This is a genomic window from Aquitalea denitrificans (assembly GCF_009856625.1).
Taxonomy (GTDB): Bacteria; Pseudomonadota; Gammaproteobacteria; order Burkholderiales; family Chromobacteriaceae; genus Aquitalea; species Aquitalea denitrificans.
In genome coordinates, this window is record NZ_CP047241.1 from 1,853,284 (window position 1) to 1,868,891 (window position 15,608).

Annotated in this window: 14 protein-coding genes and 1 pseudogene; 7 read left to right on the plus strand and 8 right to left on the minus strand. The window is 62.2% G+C overall.

The window, feature by feature from the left end:
- Window positions 1–124: 124 nt before the first annotated feature.
- Window positions 125–868 carry a FadR/GntR family transcriptional regulator gene (locus GSR16_RS08410; protein WP_159876349.1) on the minus strand — a complete coding sequence of 248 codons (744 nt, stop codon included), beginning with the start codon at window positions 866–868 and terminating at the stop codon, window positions 125–127.
- Between the two features lie 98 nt (window positions 869–966).
- On the minus strand, window positions 967–1,809 hold the full coding sequence (locus GSR16_RS08415; protein ID WP_159876351.1) for an alpha/beta fold hydrolase: 843 nt from the start codon (window positions 1,807–1,809) through the stop codon (window positions 967–969).
- On the opposite strand from GSR16_RS08415, the gene GSR16_RS08420 reads away from it, so the two are divergent.
- Entirely contained in the window at window positions 1,808–1,954 is a 147-nt protein-coding gene (locus GSR16_RS08420; RefSeq protein WP_159876353.1) for a hypothetical protein, read from the plus strand. The genes GSR16_RS08415 and GSR16_RS08420 overlap by 2 nt on opposite strands.
- Before the next feature lie 24 nt (window positions 1,955–1,978).
- On the opposite strand, the gene GSR16_RS08425 is transcribed toward GSR16_RS08420, so the two are convergent.
- The gene (locus GSR16_RS08425) at window positions 1,979–2,779 is read right to left on the minus strand and encodes a thioesterase family protein (RefSeq protein WP_159876355.1); all 801 of its coding nucleotides are present in this window, start codon (window positions 2,777–2,779) and stop codon (window positions 1,979–1,981) included.
- 113 nt (window positions 2,780–2,892) lie between these two features.
- Between GSR16_RS08425 and GSR16_RS08430 the strand changes: the two genes are divergently transcribed.
- The 3 genes from GSR16_RS08430 to GSR16_RS08440 all read left to right on the plus strand — a co-directional run bounded on the left by GSR16_RS08430 (window position 2,893) and on the right by GSR16_RS08440 (window position 5,112).
- The gene (locus GSR16_RS08430; RefSeq protein WP_159876357.1) at window positions 2,893–3,870 is read left to right on the plus strand and encodes a GlxA family transcriptional regulator; all 978 of its coding nucleotides are present in this window, start codon (window positions 2,893–2,895) and stop codon (window positions 3,868–3,870) included.
- Window positions 3,871–3,968: 98 nt separating this feature from the next.
- Window positions 3,969–4,187: a hypothetical protein gene (locus tag GSR16_RS08435; protein ID WP_159876359.1), complete on the plus strand. Its 219-nt coding sequence runs from the start codon at window positions 3,969–3,971 to the stop codon at window positions 4,185–4,187.
- A 580-nt stretch (window positions 4,188–4,767) separates the two neighbouring features.
- A complete protein-coding gene (locus tag GSR16_RS08440) occupies window positions 4,768–5,112 on the plus strand; it encodes a cupin domain-containing protein (protein WP_159876361.1) in 345 nt (114 codons plus the stop codon).
- 125 nt (window positions 5,113–5,237) lie between these two features.
- Here GSR16_RS08440 and GSR16_RS08445 read toward each other — a convergent pair whose 3' ends face one another.
- The 5 genes from GSR16_RS08445 to GSR16_RS08465 all read right to left on the minus strand — a co-directional run bounded on the left by GSR16_RS08445 (window position 5,238) and on the right by GSR16_RS08465 (window position 9,786).
- Entirely contained in the window at window positions 5,238–6,500 is a 1,263-nt protein-coding gene (locus GSR16_RS08445; RefSeq protein WP_159876363.1) for a Y-family DNA polymerase, read from the minus strand.
- Window positions 6,497–6,913, minus strand: coding sequence for a LexA family protein (locus GSR16_RS08450; RefSeq protein WP_159876365.1), 417 nt, complete (start codon window positions 6,911–6,913; stop codon window positions 6,497–6,499). The genes GSR16_RS08445 and GSR16_RS08450 overlap by 4 nt, the downstream gene beginning before the upstream one ends.
- A 104-nt stretch (window positions 6,914–7,017) precedes the next feature.
- A complete protein-coding gene (locus GSR16_RS08455; RefSeq protein ID WP_159876367.1) occupies window positions 7,018–8,115 on the minus strand; it encodes an MBL fold metallo-hydrolase in 1,098 nt (365 codons plus the stop codon).
- A 44-nt stretch (window positions 8,116–8,159) separates the two neighbouring features.
- Window positions 8,160–9,158, minus strand: a complete 999-nt coding sequence (locus GSR16_RS08460) for an aldo/keto reductase (protein ID WP_159876369.1) — start codon at window positions 9,156–9,158, stop codon at window positions 8,160–8,162.
- 58 nt (window positions 9,159–9,216) lie between these two features.
- Entirely contained in the window at window positions 9,217–9,786 is a 570-nt protein-coding gene (locus tag GSR16_RS08465) for a TetR/AcrR family transcriptional regulator (RefSeq protein ID WP_159876371.1), read from the minus strand.
- Between the two features lie 223 nt (window positions 9,787–10,009).
- On the opposite strand from GSR16_RS08465, the gene GSR16_RS08470 reads away from it, so the two are divergent.
- From GSR16_RS08470 to GSR16_RS08480, 3 genes and pseudogenes are all read left to right on the plus strand, one after another.
- On the plus strand, window positions 10,010–10,912 hold the full coding sequence (locus GSR16_RS08470) for a LysR family transcriptional regulator (protein WP_159876373.1): 903 nt from the start codon (window positions 10,010–10,012) through the stop codon (window positions 10,910–10,912).
- A gap of 287 nt (window positions 10,913–11,199) precedes the next feature.
- Entirely contained in the window at window positions 11,200–12,402 is a 1,203-nt protein-coding gene (locus tag GSR16_RS08475) for an efflux RND transporter periplasmic adaptor subunit (RefSeq protein WP_159876375.1), read from the plus strand.
- Between the two features lie 20 nt (window positions 12,403–12,422).
- A pseudogene (locus tag GSR16_RS08480) lies at window positions 12,423–15,560 on the plus strand (efflux RND transporter permease subunit); the annotation flags it as partial.
- Window positions 15,561–15,608 lie beyond the last annotated feature (48 nt).

The window sequence follows — 15,608 nt, forward strand, 5'->3', positions numbered from 1 at the left end:
AAGGCTGTGCAGGGGCAGACAGGCTTGCGCGGGAGCAAGTGCTTGCCGCTGCATCAGGTGGCGCTTCAGGCAAGATGGGAGCGGGATGGCCGGCGCGGCTCCGGCAGTGCGGGGCAGGAACAGGCTAGCGTGTGGCAATGTCCTTGCGCACCCGCTTGATATGGCCTTCCACATAAAAGGCCGCGGCGTCGGCATCGCCGTTGACGATGGCTTCGTAGATCAGCTGATGCTCGGCGACGTAGAGCCGGATGCGGTCAGGGTCGTAAATTCCATCATCACGCAGCCTTTGCCATAGTGGCTGGTCCATGCTTTTGGATATTTCGTCGGCCATCTTGATGATGAGCGGATTAAGGGTCATGGCGGCCAGTTGGTGGTGGAACAGGCGGTCGCTCTCGTGCCACAGCGCTTGCTGTTGCGGATCGGAAATATCATGCACGCTCGCCATCATCGCCAGATACTGCTCTGCCAGCGGATCGCGTCTATGCTGTCTGGCGGCCAGCCGGGCAATGGTCGGCTCCATCAGCAGGCGTACTTCCAGCGTGGCCAGCGGGCTGAGGTCGGCATCGGGCGGCAGGCTGCCGGTACCGGTTTGAACCGTGGCCAGGATCGGTGTGTCGGGCAGGGCATTCACATAGGTGCCGGACCCCTGTTTGGTGAAAACCCGCCCTTCATTCTGCAGTGCACCGATGGCCTCCCTGACTGCCGGACGGCTGACACCAAAACGGCTGGCCAGTACACGCTCGGCAGGCAGGCGCGTGCCAACCGGGAAGTGGCCGTTGTCGATACTTTCGCGGATCTTGTCGGCAACTTGCTCGTAAACCTGCTTGGCGCGAAATTCCGTTACGGGCAGTGCGGTGGTGTTGGTCATGGCATCCTCTGGCAGACAGGAGCTTCCCCGTGGCTGGGGCCTGCTGTGGCGGATTGTAGCATCTGGAAAGAATTGTTTACCAATCTTGGGCGCTGTGTTCAGGGGTACCGGAATATATCGGGTGGCGGCGGGTTGCCGGGCGAGGGGTGCCGCAAAAAGTGCCGGATCATTCTGGCGACTGTTACGTCCTGCTCCCGGTGCGGTACATGGCGGATGCCCGGCATGAGGTGCAGTTCGGCGCGGGCCTGCACGCCGGCGGCAATCTGTTGCGGATGTCGCTTGGTGCCGTACTCGTCCTCGGTTCCGTGAATCACCAGTGTCGGGCAGCGCACCTGTGGTAACACGGCAGCCAGCGACCAGTCGGCAAAATCGGGGGCAAGCCAGGTTTCGGTCCAGGCATCGACTACCCATTTTGCCTTGTCGCCATGGTAGCGAGCCAGTCGCTGCATAGCGTCCGGCTGACGAAACTGCGTGCGCGCCAGTGCTATCCCGCTACGGGTGCGGTCTTCAACAAAGGCCTGGGCTGATTCGGTAATCAGTGCGGCGCAGCTGTCCGGGTGCATGGCGGCGCAGTACACCGCCATGCCGCCGCCCACACTGTGGCCCATGACGATGCAGCGGGCAAAGCCGAAATGTGCTTGCAGCAGCGGGAAATACTCTACTGCCTCGGTGGCGATGAAATCCAGCTCCAGCCGGTCATCACGGGCATCTGACTGGCCAAAACCCAGCCGGTCATAGGCAATCACCGGATGACCGGTCTGCTCGGCCAGCAGGGCGGGAAAATCACGCCACAGGGCCACGCAGCCCAGCGAATCGTGCAGCAGCAGGATGGGCATGGCGCTGAAGGGCAGCTTGGCGGTGGCTGGCTGCCAGCATTGGGCATGCAGCGTGCCGTGGGGGGTGGCGATCCGGTGTGTGCTGGCGGCTATGGTGTTGTGCATGGCATCAGCCTCCCAGAAAGTGGCGCAGCTGGCCAGTGGCTGTCACGTTGATGAGTACGGTTGGCAGCAGGCTACAACAGCAGGCCGCCAGCAGGGTGATGAGCAGGCCGGGCAGGCTGGTCAGAAACAAAGGCCGGTGCAATGACCGGCACTGCAGCCGCCATGGTGCTCAGGCAAATACCGCCACTACCTGGCGCGACAGGGCCACCAGTTCGCCATCCGGCCCGTGCAGATGGGCATCCTGATTGGTATAGCCATCGCGCGCGGCAACCAGGCTGGCATCCATGCGCCACCAGCCCTCATTGCTGACCGGCTGGCCGTGGTGGACGAACTCCAGTTCCCAGCTGATGGTACTGGCGGGGGCGTGCCCCTGCACCATGGACAGCGCCACCGGTGGAATGGCATCGGCCATGGCCACGATCTGTTCTTCGCCCATCAGTCCGGGGTCGCGCTGCCGCAGCAAGATGCGGTTGGCCGGCTGGGAGTGACCGCTGAACGGCAGGCCGCCTTCCATCCAGCGGTAGGCATAGTGACGGGTGAATTCCGGCGACATGCCAGGGATGAAAGGCAATTCGGGGCCTCCGCTGATCCCGTCCGCCAATGGCCGGGCTGCCGGCCTGAGCGACAGGGCTGAATCCCGTGACGCGCCGAAAACGGCCACAAACATGGCGGCCACCTGATCGCCAGCCAGCAGTCGTGTCGCCATCTGCACTGCCGAGCGGCCTTGGCGCAGCAGTTCCACTTGCAGGCCAAGCCGGCCTGGTGCCGCGGGGGCGGCAAAGGTGGTGTGCAGCGACCACAGCGGCGGCAGATCCGGCATGGCGGTGCGCATGGCGCGCACCGCCAGCAGCGCCTGTATACCGCCAAACAGGGTGCGGCCCTGCGCCCAGCTGTCATCTACCTCGGCATTGAACCAGCCAGGTTGGCCTGCTATGGGGCTGATGCTGAGGCAAACGTCTTCGATATGCATGCTGGTTCCTTGTGTCTGGCGGCTGAAATAAGCAATGGCTGGCAGTCTAGCAGTGACATTTTGCTGGCTGCAGTGGCAATATTGACAATCTTCATGTCGATATTGCCAATCTCATGCATCAGGTACGTTTTCTTTTGCTGGACGGCTGTTATGCCGGCAGCGTAACCGGGTTTATCGATCTGCTGCATTTTGCCAACCAGATTGCGGCACGCAAGGGCTGGCCCGAACCGTTTCACTGGCGGGTGTTCAGCCTGGATGGCCAAGCAGTAGCAACCGCCTCCGGCATCAAACTGACTCCGGATGGAGATGTGGCGCTGGCCGAGGAGGCGGACACGCTGGTGCTGCCGCCGCTGACCTATCAGTGTTTGAGCGAATTTGAAGCCAGGCTGGCGGCCGAAACGACAGCCGGTGCCTTGGCGGTTCGCCTGCATGCGGCAGGTCGGCGCATTCTGTCTTTCTGTACCGGCGTGCCCTTGCTGGCCGAGCATGGTTTGCTGGATGGCAGGTCCGCGACGGTGAGCTGGTGGCTGCACCACTGGTTTGGTCAGCGCTATCCGCAAGTGCAGCTACAGGATTACGCCACCTGTAGCGAGGCAGATGGCGTGTGGTGCGGCGGGGCAACGACCTCCTATATCGACCTGGCCTTGCGGCTGATCCGGCAGGAAGGCGGAATGGCACTGGCCATGTCCTGCTCGCGGCTGATGCTGGCAGATATCAACCGGGCCAGCCAGGCACCTTATATGTCCATGCAGAGTTTCGCCGGCCATGGCGACGCGCTGGTGCTGCGCTGTCAGGATTGGTTGCAGCGACATCTGGATCGGCCCTACCGGCTGGGTGAGATGGCTGACAGCGTGGGTGCCAGTGAACGCACGGTAATGCGGCGTTTCCAGCTGGCGCTTGGTCAACCGCCGCTGCGCTACCTGCAACAGCTACGCTTGCAGGCTGCACGCCGCCTGCTGGAAACCAGCGCGCTGTCATTGGACGAGATTGTTGGCCGGGTTGGTTACGCCGACTCAGCCAGTTTCCGCCGTTTGTTCCAGCGGGAACTGCACTGCACGCCGGCAGAATACCGCCGTCGATTTGCGACCTGATGGCTGAGCCGGGCCTGGCAGGATTAATCGGACTAATACGTAAGTTCTACATTCTTCTTAACTGATGTTTGTGATAATCACTGCAAAAGGGGATAGGAATGCAGCATTTACATGCAGTGGAAGCGGAACTGAACAGCTATCTGCAGGGAATCATCGAACAGTGGCACAAGACACCGGCACCCGGCGAAGAGGAGGTCAGGGAACATGTGCGCAGCCTGTTTGCCCGGCTTGCTTCCGACGAGGAGCGCCGGTATCTGCAGGAAAAAACCGTGGATCTGCTGGAAAAGGCATTGACCTTCATTCGGCTGGATACGTAGCGTGTTGCCTTGACTCAACTCTGGCGATGCACCATGCCTTCTGCCAGCGTGTCCAGAGGCCTGTGTAAATCGACCATTACTCATTGCATCGTTGACCGGCTGCTTTGGCCTGCCTGCTGCCAAGCAACTCAGGATCGTCAGTCGAACGCCGGCATGGATCGGAAGCGATCTGATTCCGATCCATGCTGTCTGGGCCGTAGCGTGCAGAAAGCTGTGGTGTGGATAGTTGCCGTGGCTGTCTCAACACGCCATGCCCGTGTCACGCAGTGCAGCCTGCAAGGTGGTGATACGCATCATAAAACCTGGCGGTGGCCGCCATCAGCAGAGCCCCCATGGCAGAACATCGTCGAGGCTGGCCTGACGGCCTTGCAGCTGAAAATCAAAATCGTGGGCAGCAATCATTTGCCACCGTGCCAATGAACAATTGGGTCTGGTGCCAGATGTCAAAGCACCGTGCGCCATGAGTCAGTTCGGGAATTTTGCGACCAATTCATCAACAAATCTGGTCGGAATCAGACAATTTCTAGCATGGATTAGAATCGATAATCGGGTGGTTTTCATCAGATTGTTTGGAACTGACATGTCCGATTTCATCACTGTACTGCGTGAAACCTGCCCGATCCCGGTGGTTGATGCCACCAAGTGGAAGCGTATCGGGGGCGACCCACACACTGTCAACCTCAATGCCTATCTTTCCAGGGATGGCAGCAAAATCATGGGAACCTGGATTTGCACCCCGGGCAAGTTCGAGGTGAATTACGAGAAGTGGGAGTACTGCCACTTCCTTGATGGCTACTGCATCATCACACCGGAAGGTGAGCCGGCAGTGCACTTGAAAGCCGGTGACGTCTTTGTGATCGAACCTGGCATGAAAGGTACTTGGGAAGTGGTTGAGACAGTGCGTAAATACTTTGTCTTCGCCTGAATTTTCAGTGCGCCATGAATCGCCACCGCTTTTGTCACGCTGTTGATGACCGGTGCGCGTGTTGAAGCAGGTGGTGGACGTATCCAGCCCAAGCGTGGGCGATGGCCCAAAACTTGCGCTTAAAGTCACTCCACCTGCATCACATCCCCAATCCTGGTGGTGTAGCAGGGTGATTTCATGTTTTGCCGCATGCGCCAGCCCTCGCTCAGTCCTTCCGCCCCCAGCCTTATCGTGCCACTGCCAAAGTCGCGGTTGAGCTTGTCGATGGCGGCCATCAGTTGGGCGCGTTTGGGGTCGGGCGGGGGGCTGAACAGATCGTGTTGCTGGATGGCTGGGGTGCCGATGTCCATCAGGATGACCCCGGCCTTGTGGTAGCTGAACTCCTTGCGCCAGATGGCGCGCAGCGCGGCCTGGGCGGCGCGGTTGAGCAGCAGGGTGTCGGCACTGGGGTGGATCAGCGGCACGCAGGTGTAGCCGTGGTACTGGCCCAGGTCGCGAAACGGGTTGGTGCGGATGCTGACACCCATCAGCCCGGCCACGCAGCCTTGGCCACGCAGCTTTTCGGCGGCGCGGGCCACGTGGTGGCCGATGCTGGCGGACAGCGCGGGCAGGTCGTGCACCAGCCGGCTGAAGCTGCGGCTGGAGATGATCTGCTGTTTGGTCGGAGCCACGTCCTCCAGTGCCAGGCAGGCCACGCCGTTCAGCTCCGCCACCGTGCGTTCCACCACCACATTGAACTTGCGCTTGATGTGGCGCGGGTCGGCCTGTTTCAGGTCCAGGGCACTGTGGATATGCATCAGTGCCAGCTTTTCGGCAATGCGCCGGCCAATACCCCACACTTCACCCACCGCAAATTCGGCCAGCAGCCGGTCGGCCTCGCGCGGGTTGAGCCAGTCCCATTCAAACACGCCCTTCCACTCAGGCCGCTTTTTGGCCACATGGTTGGCCAGCTTGGCCAGCGTCTTGCTGCTGCCCATGCCCACACAGTTGGGAATGCCCAAGCCCTGCCATACGGCCTGGCGGATGCGGTGGCCGTGGCTGTCCAGATCCGGAATGCCGGTAACATCCAGAAAACACTCGTCGATGCTGTAGATTTCCTGCAGCGGGGCAAAGCGCGACAGCATATTCATCATGCGGCGTGACATGTCGCCGTACAGTGCGTAATTACTGGAAAACACCGTTACCCGATGTTTGCGGCATAGTTGCTGTACCTGATGAAAAGGCAGGAAGGCCGGTATGTCCAGCGCCTTGGCCTCGGCGGAGCGTGCCACCACGCAGCCATCATTATTGGACAGCACGATGATGGGGCGGCCTATCAGGTCGGGGCGGAATACCCGCTCGCAGCTGGTATAGAAGCTGTTGCCGTCCACCAGCGCAAAGGTGCTCATACCAGCCGCCGCACCACGGCAATCACCACGCCCCAGATCTGCAGCATGTAATCGCCCTCGGCCGGAATCAGCGGATAGCCGGGCGCATCGGCCATCAAGGCCAGCAGGCCCTGCTGCTTGTGCAGGCGGCGCAGCACAAAGCCGTCCTCATGCGCAGCCACCACCACATTGCCATGCGCCGGGCTGCGCGCCTTGTCGATCAGCACGTAATCACCCTTGAAAATGCCGTGGATGGCGTCGTTGCTGGCCAGCATCAGGAAGGTGCAGTCCGGGTCGTCCACCAGCAGGGTGTTGAGGTTGATATTGTCCTGCACGTAGTCGTCGGCCGGGCTGGGGAAGCCGGCGCGCACGCTGCTGGCCATCAACGGAATGCGCAGCGGGCTGGAGCGGGACAGGGGGATGGGGTAGTGCATGACACTGCTCTTTATGATTGTGTACAAAATCAAATATAGCAGAAAGCTGCCATGCAAGGCGTAGATTTTGCTGCTGGATAGTGGTGTACCTGGCTTGGTCCTGCTTACTGCAAGCTGCTGCAGCCTGCCGCTGTCAGTGGTCCGGCCTGGTCCGGCACATGGCCAAGTACCGGGCGGCGCCACCATGCGCTGGTTTCTGCCGGCTGGCGGATGTCCAGCCTTTCGCCAAAGCAGGGGGTGCGTAGCGGCACGCCAGCTTGTGCGGCCAGTGTGCTGATGCGCTCCAGCGGTTCGGTCCAGCCATGCAGTGCCAAATCGAAAGTGCCGTTATGGATGGGCAGCAATACCGCGCCGCGCAGGTCGAGATGCGCTTGCAGGGTTTGCTCGGGGTGCATGTGCACGTCTGCCCAGTCTTCGTTGTAGGCACCGTTTTCCAGCAGGGTGAGGTGGAAAGGGCCGTGGCACAGGCCGATTTGGCGAAAGCCGTCGAAATAACCGCTATCCCCGCTGAAAAATACCCGGCTCTGGCTGCTGCCAATCACCCAGGATGCCCACAGGGTGCGGTTGCCGTCCGTCAGGCCGCGCCCGGAAAAGTGCTGGGCCGGGGTGGCAGTGATGTGCAGCGGCCCGGCATCCAGCCCTTGCCACCAGTCCAGCTGGCGGATTTTTTCTGCCGGAATGCCCCAGGCTTGCAGGCGATCACCCACCCCCAGCGGGGTGACGAACAAACGGGTCTTGTGCTGCAAGGCCTGTACGGTGCTGCGGTCCAGATGGTCGTAATGGTCGTGCGAAATGATCACCACATCCAGCTGTGGCAAGGCTTCCAGCGCGATGGGCGGCGCGTGGAAACGCTTGGGACCGGCAAAGGAAAACGGCGAGGCGCGCTGGCCGAATACCGGGTCGGTCAGCAGGAAAACACCATCCAGCTTGAGCAGCACGCTGGAGTGGCCCAGCCGCCACAGGCTGTTGTCTGGTGCAGCGGCCAGGTCGGCCGGGCTCAGGGGCAGTGGCTGGATGGGCCGGTCAGGTACGGCGTGTGGTGATTTGTCGGTGAAAAATCGCAGCATGATGCGCAGGGTGTCGCGCAGCCCGCCAGCGCGGCGTGGCTGGGCATTGCGATAGCGGCCATCGCGCAGCAGGCTGCCGCCGGGTGATGGCTGGCCGGTTTCGGCTGCCGGTTTGTCTGTGTTCAAAGTGGGCATGGGGTTTCTTCCTGGTAAGGGAAATGAAATGGCTTGCAGCGGGCTCAGGCGCAGCTTCTTTCCAGCACGCCTTGTGCTGTCGGCATGTGTTCCTGCACGGCAAACCAGTCCGGCAATAGCGGCGTCGGGGTGCTGGCGGCATCCAGCAGCAGCAATTCGGCGGCGGACAGTTGCAGCTTGATGGCGTGCAGGGCGTCTGTTTGCTGCATGGCACTGTTGAAGGCCGGCACGATGCTGGAAACCGGTTCGCGGGCCAGCAGCCAGGCCAGGACAATCTGGTTGGCGCTGGCCTGATGGCGTGCTCCGATATCACGCAGCAGTTCGGCCAGTCTGTGCTTGCTGAGCTGGCCCTCTGGCGGTGTGCTGCCGGAGAGATAGCCCTGGGCTTGTACCGGGCCGGCATGACTGTAGGGCTGGCCTGCCGGCGGGGGCTTTACGATCAGGCCCAGGCCGTAGCTTTGCAGCATGGGGATGGCTTCCCGCTCCGGGCTGCGGGTATTCAGGGCGTAGTGCAGCTCGCCAAAGCAGAAGGGTGCCCAGCCGTGACGCTGTTGCAATTCCAGCGCTTTGGCCGCCTTCCAGGCGGGCCAGTTGGCAAAGCCGAGATAACGGACTTTCCCGCTACGCACCATGTCGTCCAGCGCTTGCAGGGTTTCTTCCAGCGGCGTGTGCGGGTCTTCATGCGGTACCACGCACAGGTCCAGCCAGTCACTGCCCAGTCGTTTCAGGCTTTGCTCGACAGACCACACGATATCGCTGCGCGACAGGCCGGGGTGGCTGTGGGTGGTGCTGCGCCGGGCGCCAAGCCGGCTGCTGACCAGTACTTCGGCCCGACGTTTGCCCAGGGCCTTGGCCAGCAGCGATTCCGCCATCCCGTCCATGCAGCTGGTGGCATCAAACAGATTGATGCCTGCATCCAGTGCCTGGGCTATGCTGCGGGTTGTCTGTTGTGCCGCATCCGGGCAGGACGGCTCTGGCCGCTGCACTGCACAGGCCAGACGGGAGAGGGTGGGGCCGCCAAGGCCCAGTCGCGCATAGTGCATGGCACAATCCTGTCGTGAGTACTCACTCATTATTTGGGCAAAAAAACCGGCGCAATTGTCAGCGCACCGAGCCGGACCAGAACACCCGGAATCCGGCGCTCTTGTAGGCCTGGCCATTGGCCGGGTCACGCACCACAAACTGGATGGTGGTTTCCGCCAGCGCCATGAACACCGCATCGGCAAAGCCGCCGGGCAGGGCGGAGAGGCCGTTGTTATCGGAGCAGGCCTGGGCGACACATTTGATGTCGGACAGCTGGCTTGCCACCGCAGTGCGGGTTTCATCGGTGACCTTGTCCGATACCACCAGCTGGTTCAGCGTCTTGAAAAAGGACAGATTGCTCACGCCCCAGTCGATATAGGCATCCCACAGCGCACGTACTTGTCCGTCCAGACTGTCGTGCACGGCCATGTGCTGGCGCAGCGCGGCAGCCAGATCCAGCTTCAGGTGGGTGTAGAGCGCGTTGTACAGCACATCCTTGGTGGCGAAATAGCGGAACAGCGTGCCTTCGGCCACGCCTGCGCCACGGGCAATCGATGCAGTGGACGCACCCAGCCCCTGCGCAGCCATGATGGCGGCGGCAGATTCAAGCAGGGCGATGCGTTTTTCTTCACTGCGGGGGAGAGCCATGGGCGGGACAAGTAAGTGAGTAATTACTCATTTTAGCCATGTTCTGCTGGCGTGAGCAAGCGCCATGCAATATTGCGGTGACATTGTGCTGCGGCAGTCCGCCACTTCCGGCTGCGTTTACCGCTGCAAGATGGGGTGATGGCTAGCGGCTGACGCAGAATCTGCTGGCACATTGCGCCATCTTGCAAAATAATGCGTCAGTCTGCATGAGATTATTTCAATAATGGCCCGCGAAAACCTGAATGACCTGCGTACATTTGTCCTGGTAGCCCGCGAGGGCAGCTTTACCCGTGCGGCGGCCAAGCTGGGTGTATCGCCCTCGGCGGTGAGTCATACCATGCGCGCGCTGGAGGAAAGCATGGGCATGCGCCTGGTTACCCGTACCACGCGCAGTGTGGCACTGACCACGGCAGGTGAGCAGGTGCTGGCCATTTTTGCGCCCCGGCTGGACGAAATCGAAGCCGAGCTGTCGGTGCTGCGCGAGCAGCGTGACAAACCGGCGGGCAGCATCCGCATCACCGCGACCGATTTTGCCGCCGAGCAATACCTGCTGCCCAAGCTGGCGCAGCTGTTGCCGGACTACCCGGATGTGCAGGTGGAGTTGTCCATCGACTACGGCCTCACCGACATTGTGGCGCAGCGCTTTGATGCCGGTATCCGCTTTGGCGACCAGGTAGCGCGTGACATGATTGCCGTGCGCATCAGCCCGGATATCCAGACCACCGTGGTGGCCACGCCAGCCTACTTTGCCCGCCACGGTGTACCAGCGCACCCGCGCGAGCTGACCGAGCACAATTGCATCAGCATGCGCCTGCCCACCTATGGCGGGCTGTACGCCTGGGAGTTCGAGCAGGGCGCGCACAAGTTTTCCATCCGGGTGGGTGGCCAGCTCATCATCAACACCCTGCCGCAGATGCTCAATGCCGCGCTGGCCGGCATGGGCATTGCCTATACCGCCCGCGATTATGTGCAGCCTTATCTCGCTGATGGCCGCCTGCAGGAAGTGCTGCAACCCTGGTGCGCGGTATTTCCCGGTTTTCATCTCTACTACCCCAGCCGCCGCCAGTCTTCCCGTGCACTGATGCTGCTGGTGGATGCCTTGCGCTACCACGCCAGCCAGGCATAACTCTTCCCGTCACGCATGTCCCTCATGCAGCTTGCGCTGTCATTGATGAATTTATCTCACAATGGCATGCATGAAATTGCATCTAGTTCAGCAAAATGCCAGCTGATACATTTGCGTCCCTGATCAAGCGGTGAATACCCGGCTGGCATGTGCTGGCCGTCGTGCCGTGTTCACCCGACAACAAGACAGTGCCGCTGCGGCCAGCCCGCACAGGCACTGCGTCGCCTTACCTGTCCGGTCACGCGTTTTGCGCTGGCCATCTGTGCTGACCTTACGGAACCAAACACATGAACCCACCCAACAAGGGCCGGCGACCGCTGGCCATGACTGCCATTTCCTTTGCCGTGCTGGCTGCACTTGGCACCGCCACCTGGCTGGGCCTGCATAGCCAGACGGTGCAGGCGGATGCCCCGGCTGCCGCCAGCCAGGCTGTTCCTGTTTCTGCTGCCTTGCTGGTGCAGCAGGAGGTCAGCAGCTGGCAGGATTTTTCCGGCCGCCTGGAGGCGGTGGAACGGGTGGAGCTGCGCTCGCGCGTGGCCGGTGCCATCCAGTCCGTGCATTTTCGTGAAGGTGCGCTGGTGAAGGCCGGCGACCTGTTGGTGACTATCGACCCTGCACCGTATCAGGCCGAGGTGGACCGTGCCGCCGCCCAGGTGGCCGCCGCCCAGTCCCAGCTGGTATTCGCCCGCAGCGAGCAGGAACGCGCCAGCCGCATGCTGGCCGACCACGCCATTGCCCAGCGCGATGCGGACGAGCGCAACAACGCCGCCCGCGCCGCCGATGCCAGCCTGAAGGCCGCGCAGGCCGCCTTGCAGACGGCACGGCTGAACCTGGGCTACACCGCCATTCGCGCGCCGGTATCCGGCCGGGTGGGCAAGCTGTTGGTGACTACCGGCAACCTGGTATCGGCCGGGCCGGACTCGCCGGTGCTCACCACCCTGGTGTCGGTAAACCCGGTGTATGCCAGCTTTGATGCCGACGAGGAAACCGTGAACAAGGCGCTGGCCGAGCTGCCGGATGCCGGCGCTGCCCGTGCGCGGCTGGGTGACATTCCGCTACAGGTAGCCACCAGCACCGCGCAAACCTTCCCCGCCAAACTGCAACTGGTGGACAACCAGGTGGATGGCAAGAGCGGCACGGTCAAGCTGCGCGCCACGGTGGACAACCGCGACGGCGTGCTGATTCCCGGCCAGTTCGTGCGTATCCGGCTGGGGCAGGCCAAGCGTCATCCGGCGCTGCTGCTGAACGAGCAGGCCATCGGCACCGATCAGGACAAGCGCTTTGTCATGGTGGTCGACAAGGACAGCAAGGCGCGTTACCGCCAGGTGCAGTTGGGGGCCAGTGTCGATGGCCTGCGCATTGTCACCGCCGGCCTGCATGCCGGTGAGCGGGTGATTGTGGACGGCCTGCAGAAAGTGCAGCCGGGTGCAGCGGTCGCACCGCACATGGTGCCGATGCAGCCCCCTGCCAGCGCCGCGGCCAATAGCTGATTTCCACGCGAAAGACATTCATGAACCTATCCAAATTCTTCATCGACCGCCCGATTTTTGCCGGGGTGCTGTCGCTGCTGATTTTCCTGGCGGGCCTGCTGTCCTTGCGGGTGTTGCCGATTTCGGAATACCCGGAAGTGGTGCCGCCGCAAATCATCGTGCGGGCGCAGTTTCCCGGTGCCAACCCCAAGGTGATTGCCGAATCGGTGGCCACACCGCTGGAAGAGGCCATCAACGGCACCGAAGGCATGCTGTACATGAGCAGCCAGGCCACCACCGACGGCCTGATGACGCTGACGGTGACTTTCCAGATTGGCACCGACCCGGACAAGGCACAGCAATTGGTGCAAAACCGTGTGGCGCAGGCCGAACCGCGCCTGCCGGAAGACGTGCGCCGCCTGGGCCTGACCACAATCAAGAGCAGCCCGGACCTGACGCTGGTGGTGCACCTGCTGTCGCCCAATGGCCGCTACGACATGACCTATCTGCGCAACTACGCCATTCTCAATGTGCGTGACCGGCTGGCGCGTATCAGCGGCGTGGGGCAGGTGGGGCTGTATGGTGCGGGCGATTACTCCATGCGCATCTGGCTGGACCCGCAGAAAGTGGCCATGCATGGCTTGTCGGCCAGCGAGGTGGTGAGCGCCATCCGCGAACAGAACGTGCAGGCCGCCGCCGGCAGCATCGGAGCTTCGCCCAGTGCCAAGGGCATCCAGCTGCAATTCCCCATCAACGCGCAGGGCAGCCTGCAAACCGAGCAGGAATTCGGCGACATCATCGTCAAGACCGGTGCCGACGGTGCGGTAACGCGCCTGCGTGAGCTGGGCCGCATCGAGCTGGGCGCGTCGGAATACGCGCTGCACTCCACGCTGGACAACAAGGCCGCTGTAGCCATTCCGGTATCGCAGGCCCCCGGTTCCAATGCCTTGCAGATTTCCGACCAGGTACGCGCCACCATGGCCGAACTGAAGAAATCCATGCCGGAAGGGGTGGACTACGCCATCGACTACGACCCCACCCAGTTTGTGCGCGCGTCGATCGAGTCGGTAGTGCACACCCTGCTGGAAGCCATCGCGCTGGTGGTGCTGGTGGTGATCCTGTTCCTGCAAACCTGGCGTGCCTCGCTGATTCCGCTGCTGGCGGTGCCGGTGTCCATTGTCGGTACTTTCGCGGTGATGCACGGCTTTGGCTTCACCATCAACACCCTGTCCTTGTTTGGGCTGGTGCTGGCCATCGGCATTGTGGTGGATGACGCCATCGTGGTGGTGGAAAACGTGGAGCGCAACATCGAGGCCGGGCTGGACCCGCGTGCGGCATCCTACCGCGCCATGCGTGAAGTATCCGGCCCCATCATCGCCATTGCGCTGGTGCTGGTGGCGGTATTCGTGCCGCTGGCCTTCATCGGCGGCCTGAGCGGCATGTTCTACAAGCAGTTTGCGCTGACCATTGCCATTTCCACGGTGATTTCCGCCATCAACTCGCTGACGCTGTCACCGGCACTGGCGGCCTTGCTGCTGCAACGCCACGATGCGCCGCAAGACTGGCTGACCCGCCAGATGGACCGCTGGCTGGGTGGTTTCTTCGACCGCTTCAACAGCCTGTTCAACCGCGGTGCCACGCGTTACAGCCAGGGCGTGAAGCAGGCCATCGGCCGCAAGTTTGTCATGCTGGCCATCTATGCCGGGCTGGCCGCGCTGACTGCCGGGCTGTTCCACAGCATTCCGGGCGGTTTTGTCCCGGCGCAGGACAAGCAATACCTGATCGGTTTTGCCCAGTTGCCGGACGGAGCCACGCTGGACCGTACCGATGCGGTGATTCACCGCATGAGCGACATCGCGCTGAAGATACCGGGCGTGGAGCACGCCATTGCCTTCCCCGGCCTGTCGATCAACGGTTTCACCAACAGTGCCAACTCCGGTATCGTGTTTGTCACCCTCAAGCCCTTCGAGGAGCGGCGCGGCAAGGCCATGAGCGCCAATGCCATTGCCGGGGCGATGAATGCCGAGTTTGGCAAGTTGCAGGACGCCTTTGTGGTGATGTTCCCGCCGCCGCCGGTACAGGGGCTGGGCACCACCGGTGGTTTCAAGCTGCAACTGGAAGACCGTGGCGGCCTGGGTTACGAGGCCATGGACAAGGCAGTGAAGGCTTTCATGGCCGGTGCCGCCAAGGCGCCGGAACTGGCCGGGCTGTATACCAGCTACCAGCTGAACGTGCCGCAGCTGCTGGCTGACCTGGACCGCAGCAAGGCCCAGCAGCTGGGGGTGAAGGTGACCGACGTGTTCAACACCATGCAGATTTATCTGGGCAGCCTGTACGTCAACGACTTCAACAAGTTTGGCCGTACCTACACCGTGCGGGTGCAGGCGGATGCCAACTTCCGTGCGCGGCCGGAAGACGTGGGCCAGCTGCAGGTGCGCTCGGCCAACGGCAGCATGGTGCCGCTGTCGGCCCTGCTCAAGGTCAAGCCCAGCTTCGGGCCGGAACGGGCCATGCGTTACAACGGTTTCCTGGCTGCTGACATCAATGGCGGTGCCGCGCCTGGCTATTCCAGCGGACAGGCACAAGAGGCCGTGGCACGCGTGGCCGCGCAAACCCTGCCGCCTGGTATTGGCTATGAGTGGACCGAGCTGACCTATCAGGAAATCCTGGCGGGCAATTCCGGCAGCTGGGTATTCCCCATTGCCATCCTGCTGGTGTTCCTGGTGCTGGCGGCGCAGTACGAAAGCCTGGCCTTGCCGCTGGCCATCATCCTGATTGTGCCGATGGCGCTGCTGGCGGCCATGGCCGGGGTGTGGCTGAGCCACGGCGACAACAATGTGTTCACCCAGATCGGCCTGGTGGTGCTGGTGGGCCTGAGTGCCAAGAACGCCATCCTGATTGTCGAGTTTGCCCGCGAGCTGGAGTTTGCTGGTCGCAGTCCGCTGCAGGCCGCCATTGAAGCCAGCCGCCTGCGCTTGCGTCCCATCCTGATGACCTCGATGGCCTTCATCATGGGCGTGCTGCCGCTGGTGCTGGCGCAAGGTGCCGGGGCGGAAATGCGCAATGCCATGGGCGTGGCGGTGTTCAGCGGCATGATAGGCGTCACCGTATTCGGGCTGTTCCTCACCCCGGTGTTTTATGTGCTGATGCGCCGTCTGTCCGGCAACAAGCCGCTGAAGCTACACGGCGAAGTGCCGCATCTGGACCCGATCGCCCAGCCGCCCATG

Bases quoted from the DNA above. Each gene is read 5' to 3' on its own strand.
- GSR16_RS08410 (WP_159876349.1), bottom strand. From the start codon at position 868: ATGACCAACACCACCGCACTGCCCGTAACGGAATTTCGCGCCAAGCAG.
- GSR16_RS08420 (WP_159876353.1), top strand. From the start codon at position 1,808: ATGGCATCAGCCTCCCAGAAAGTGGCGCAGCTGGCCAGTGGCTGTCAC.
- GSR16_RS08415 (WP_159876351.1), bottom strand. From the start codon at position 1,809: ATGCACAACACCATAGCCGCCAGCACACACCGGATCGCCACCCCCCAC.
- GSR16_RS08425 (WP_159876355.1), bottom strand. From the start codon at position 2,779: ATGCATATCGAAGACGTTTGCCTCAGCATCAGCCCCATAGCAGGCCAA.
- GSR16_RS08430 (WP_159876357.1), top strand. From the start codon at position 2,893: ATGCATCAGGTACGTTTTCTTTTGCTGGACGGCTGTTATGCCGGCAGC.
- GSR16_RS08435 (WP_159876359.1), top strand. From the start codon at position 3,969: ATGCAGCATTTACATGCAGTGGAAGCGGAACTGAACAGCTATCTGCAG.
- GSR16_RS08440 (WP_159876361.1), top strand. From the start codon at position 4,768: ATGTCCGATTTCATCACTGTACTGCGTGAAACCTGCCCGATCCCGGTG.
- GSR16_RS08445 (WP_159876363.1), bottom strand. From the start codon at position 6,500: ATGAGCACCTTTGCGCTGGTGGACGGCAACAGCTTCTATACCAGCTGC.
- GSR16_RS08450 (WP_159876365.1), bottom strand. From the start codon at position 6,913: ATGCACTACCCCATCCCCCTGTCCCGCTCCAGCCCGCTGCGCATTCCG.
- GSR16_RS08455 (WP_159876367.1), bottom strand. From the start codon at position 8,115: ATGCCCACTTTGAACACAGACAAACCGGCAGCCGAAACCGGCCAGCCA.
- GSR16_RS08460 (WP_159876369.1), bottom strand. From the start codon at position 9,158: ATGCACTATGCGCGACTGGGCCTTGGCGGCCCCACCCTCTCCCGTCTG.
- GSR16_RS08465 (WP_159876371.1), bottom strand. From the start codon at position 9,786: ATGGCTCTCCCCCGCAGTGAAGAAAAACGCATCGCCCTGCTTGAATCT.
- GSR16_RS08470 (WP_159876373.1), top strand. From the start codon at position 10,010: ATGGCCCGCGAAAACCTGAATGACCTGCGTACATTTGTCCTGGTAGCC.
- GSR16_RS08475 (WP_159876375.1), top strand. From the start codon at position 11,200: ATGAACCCACCCAACAAGGGCCGGCGACCGCTGGCCATGACTGCCATT.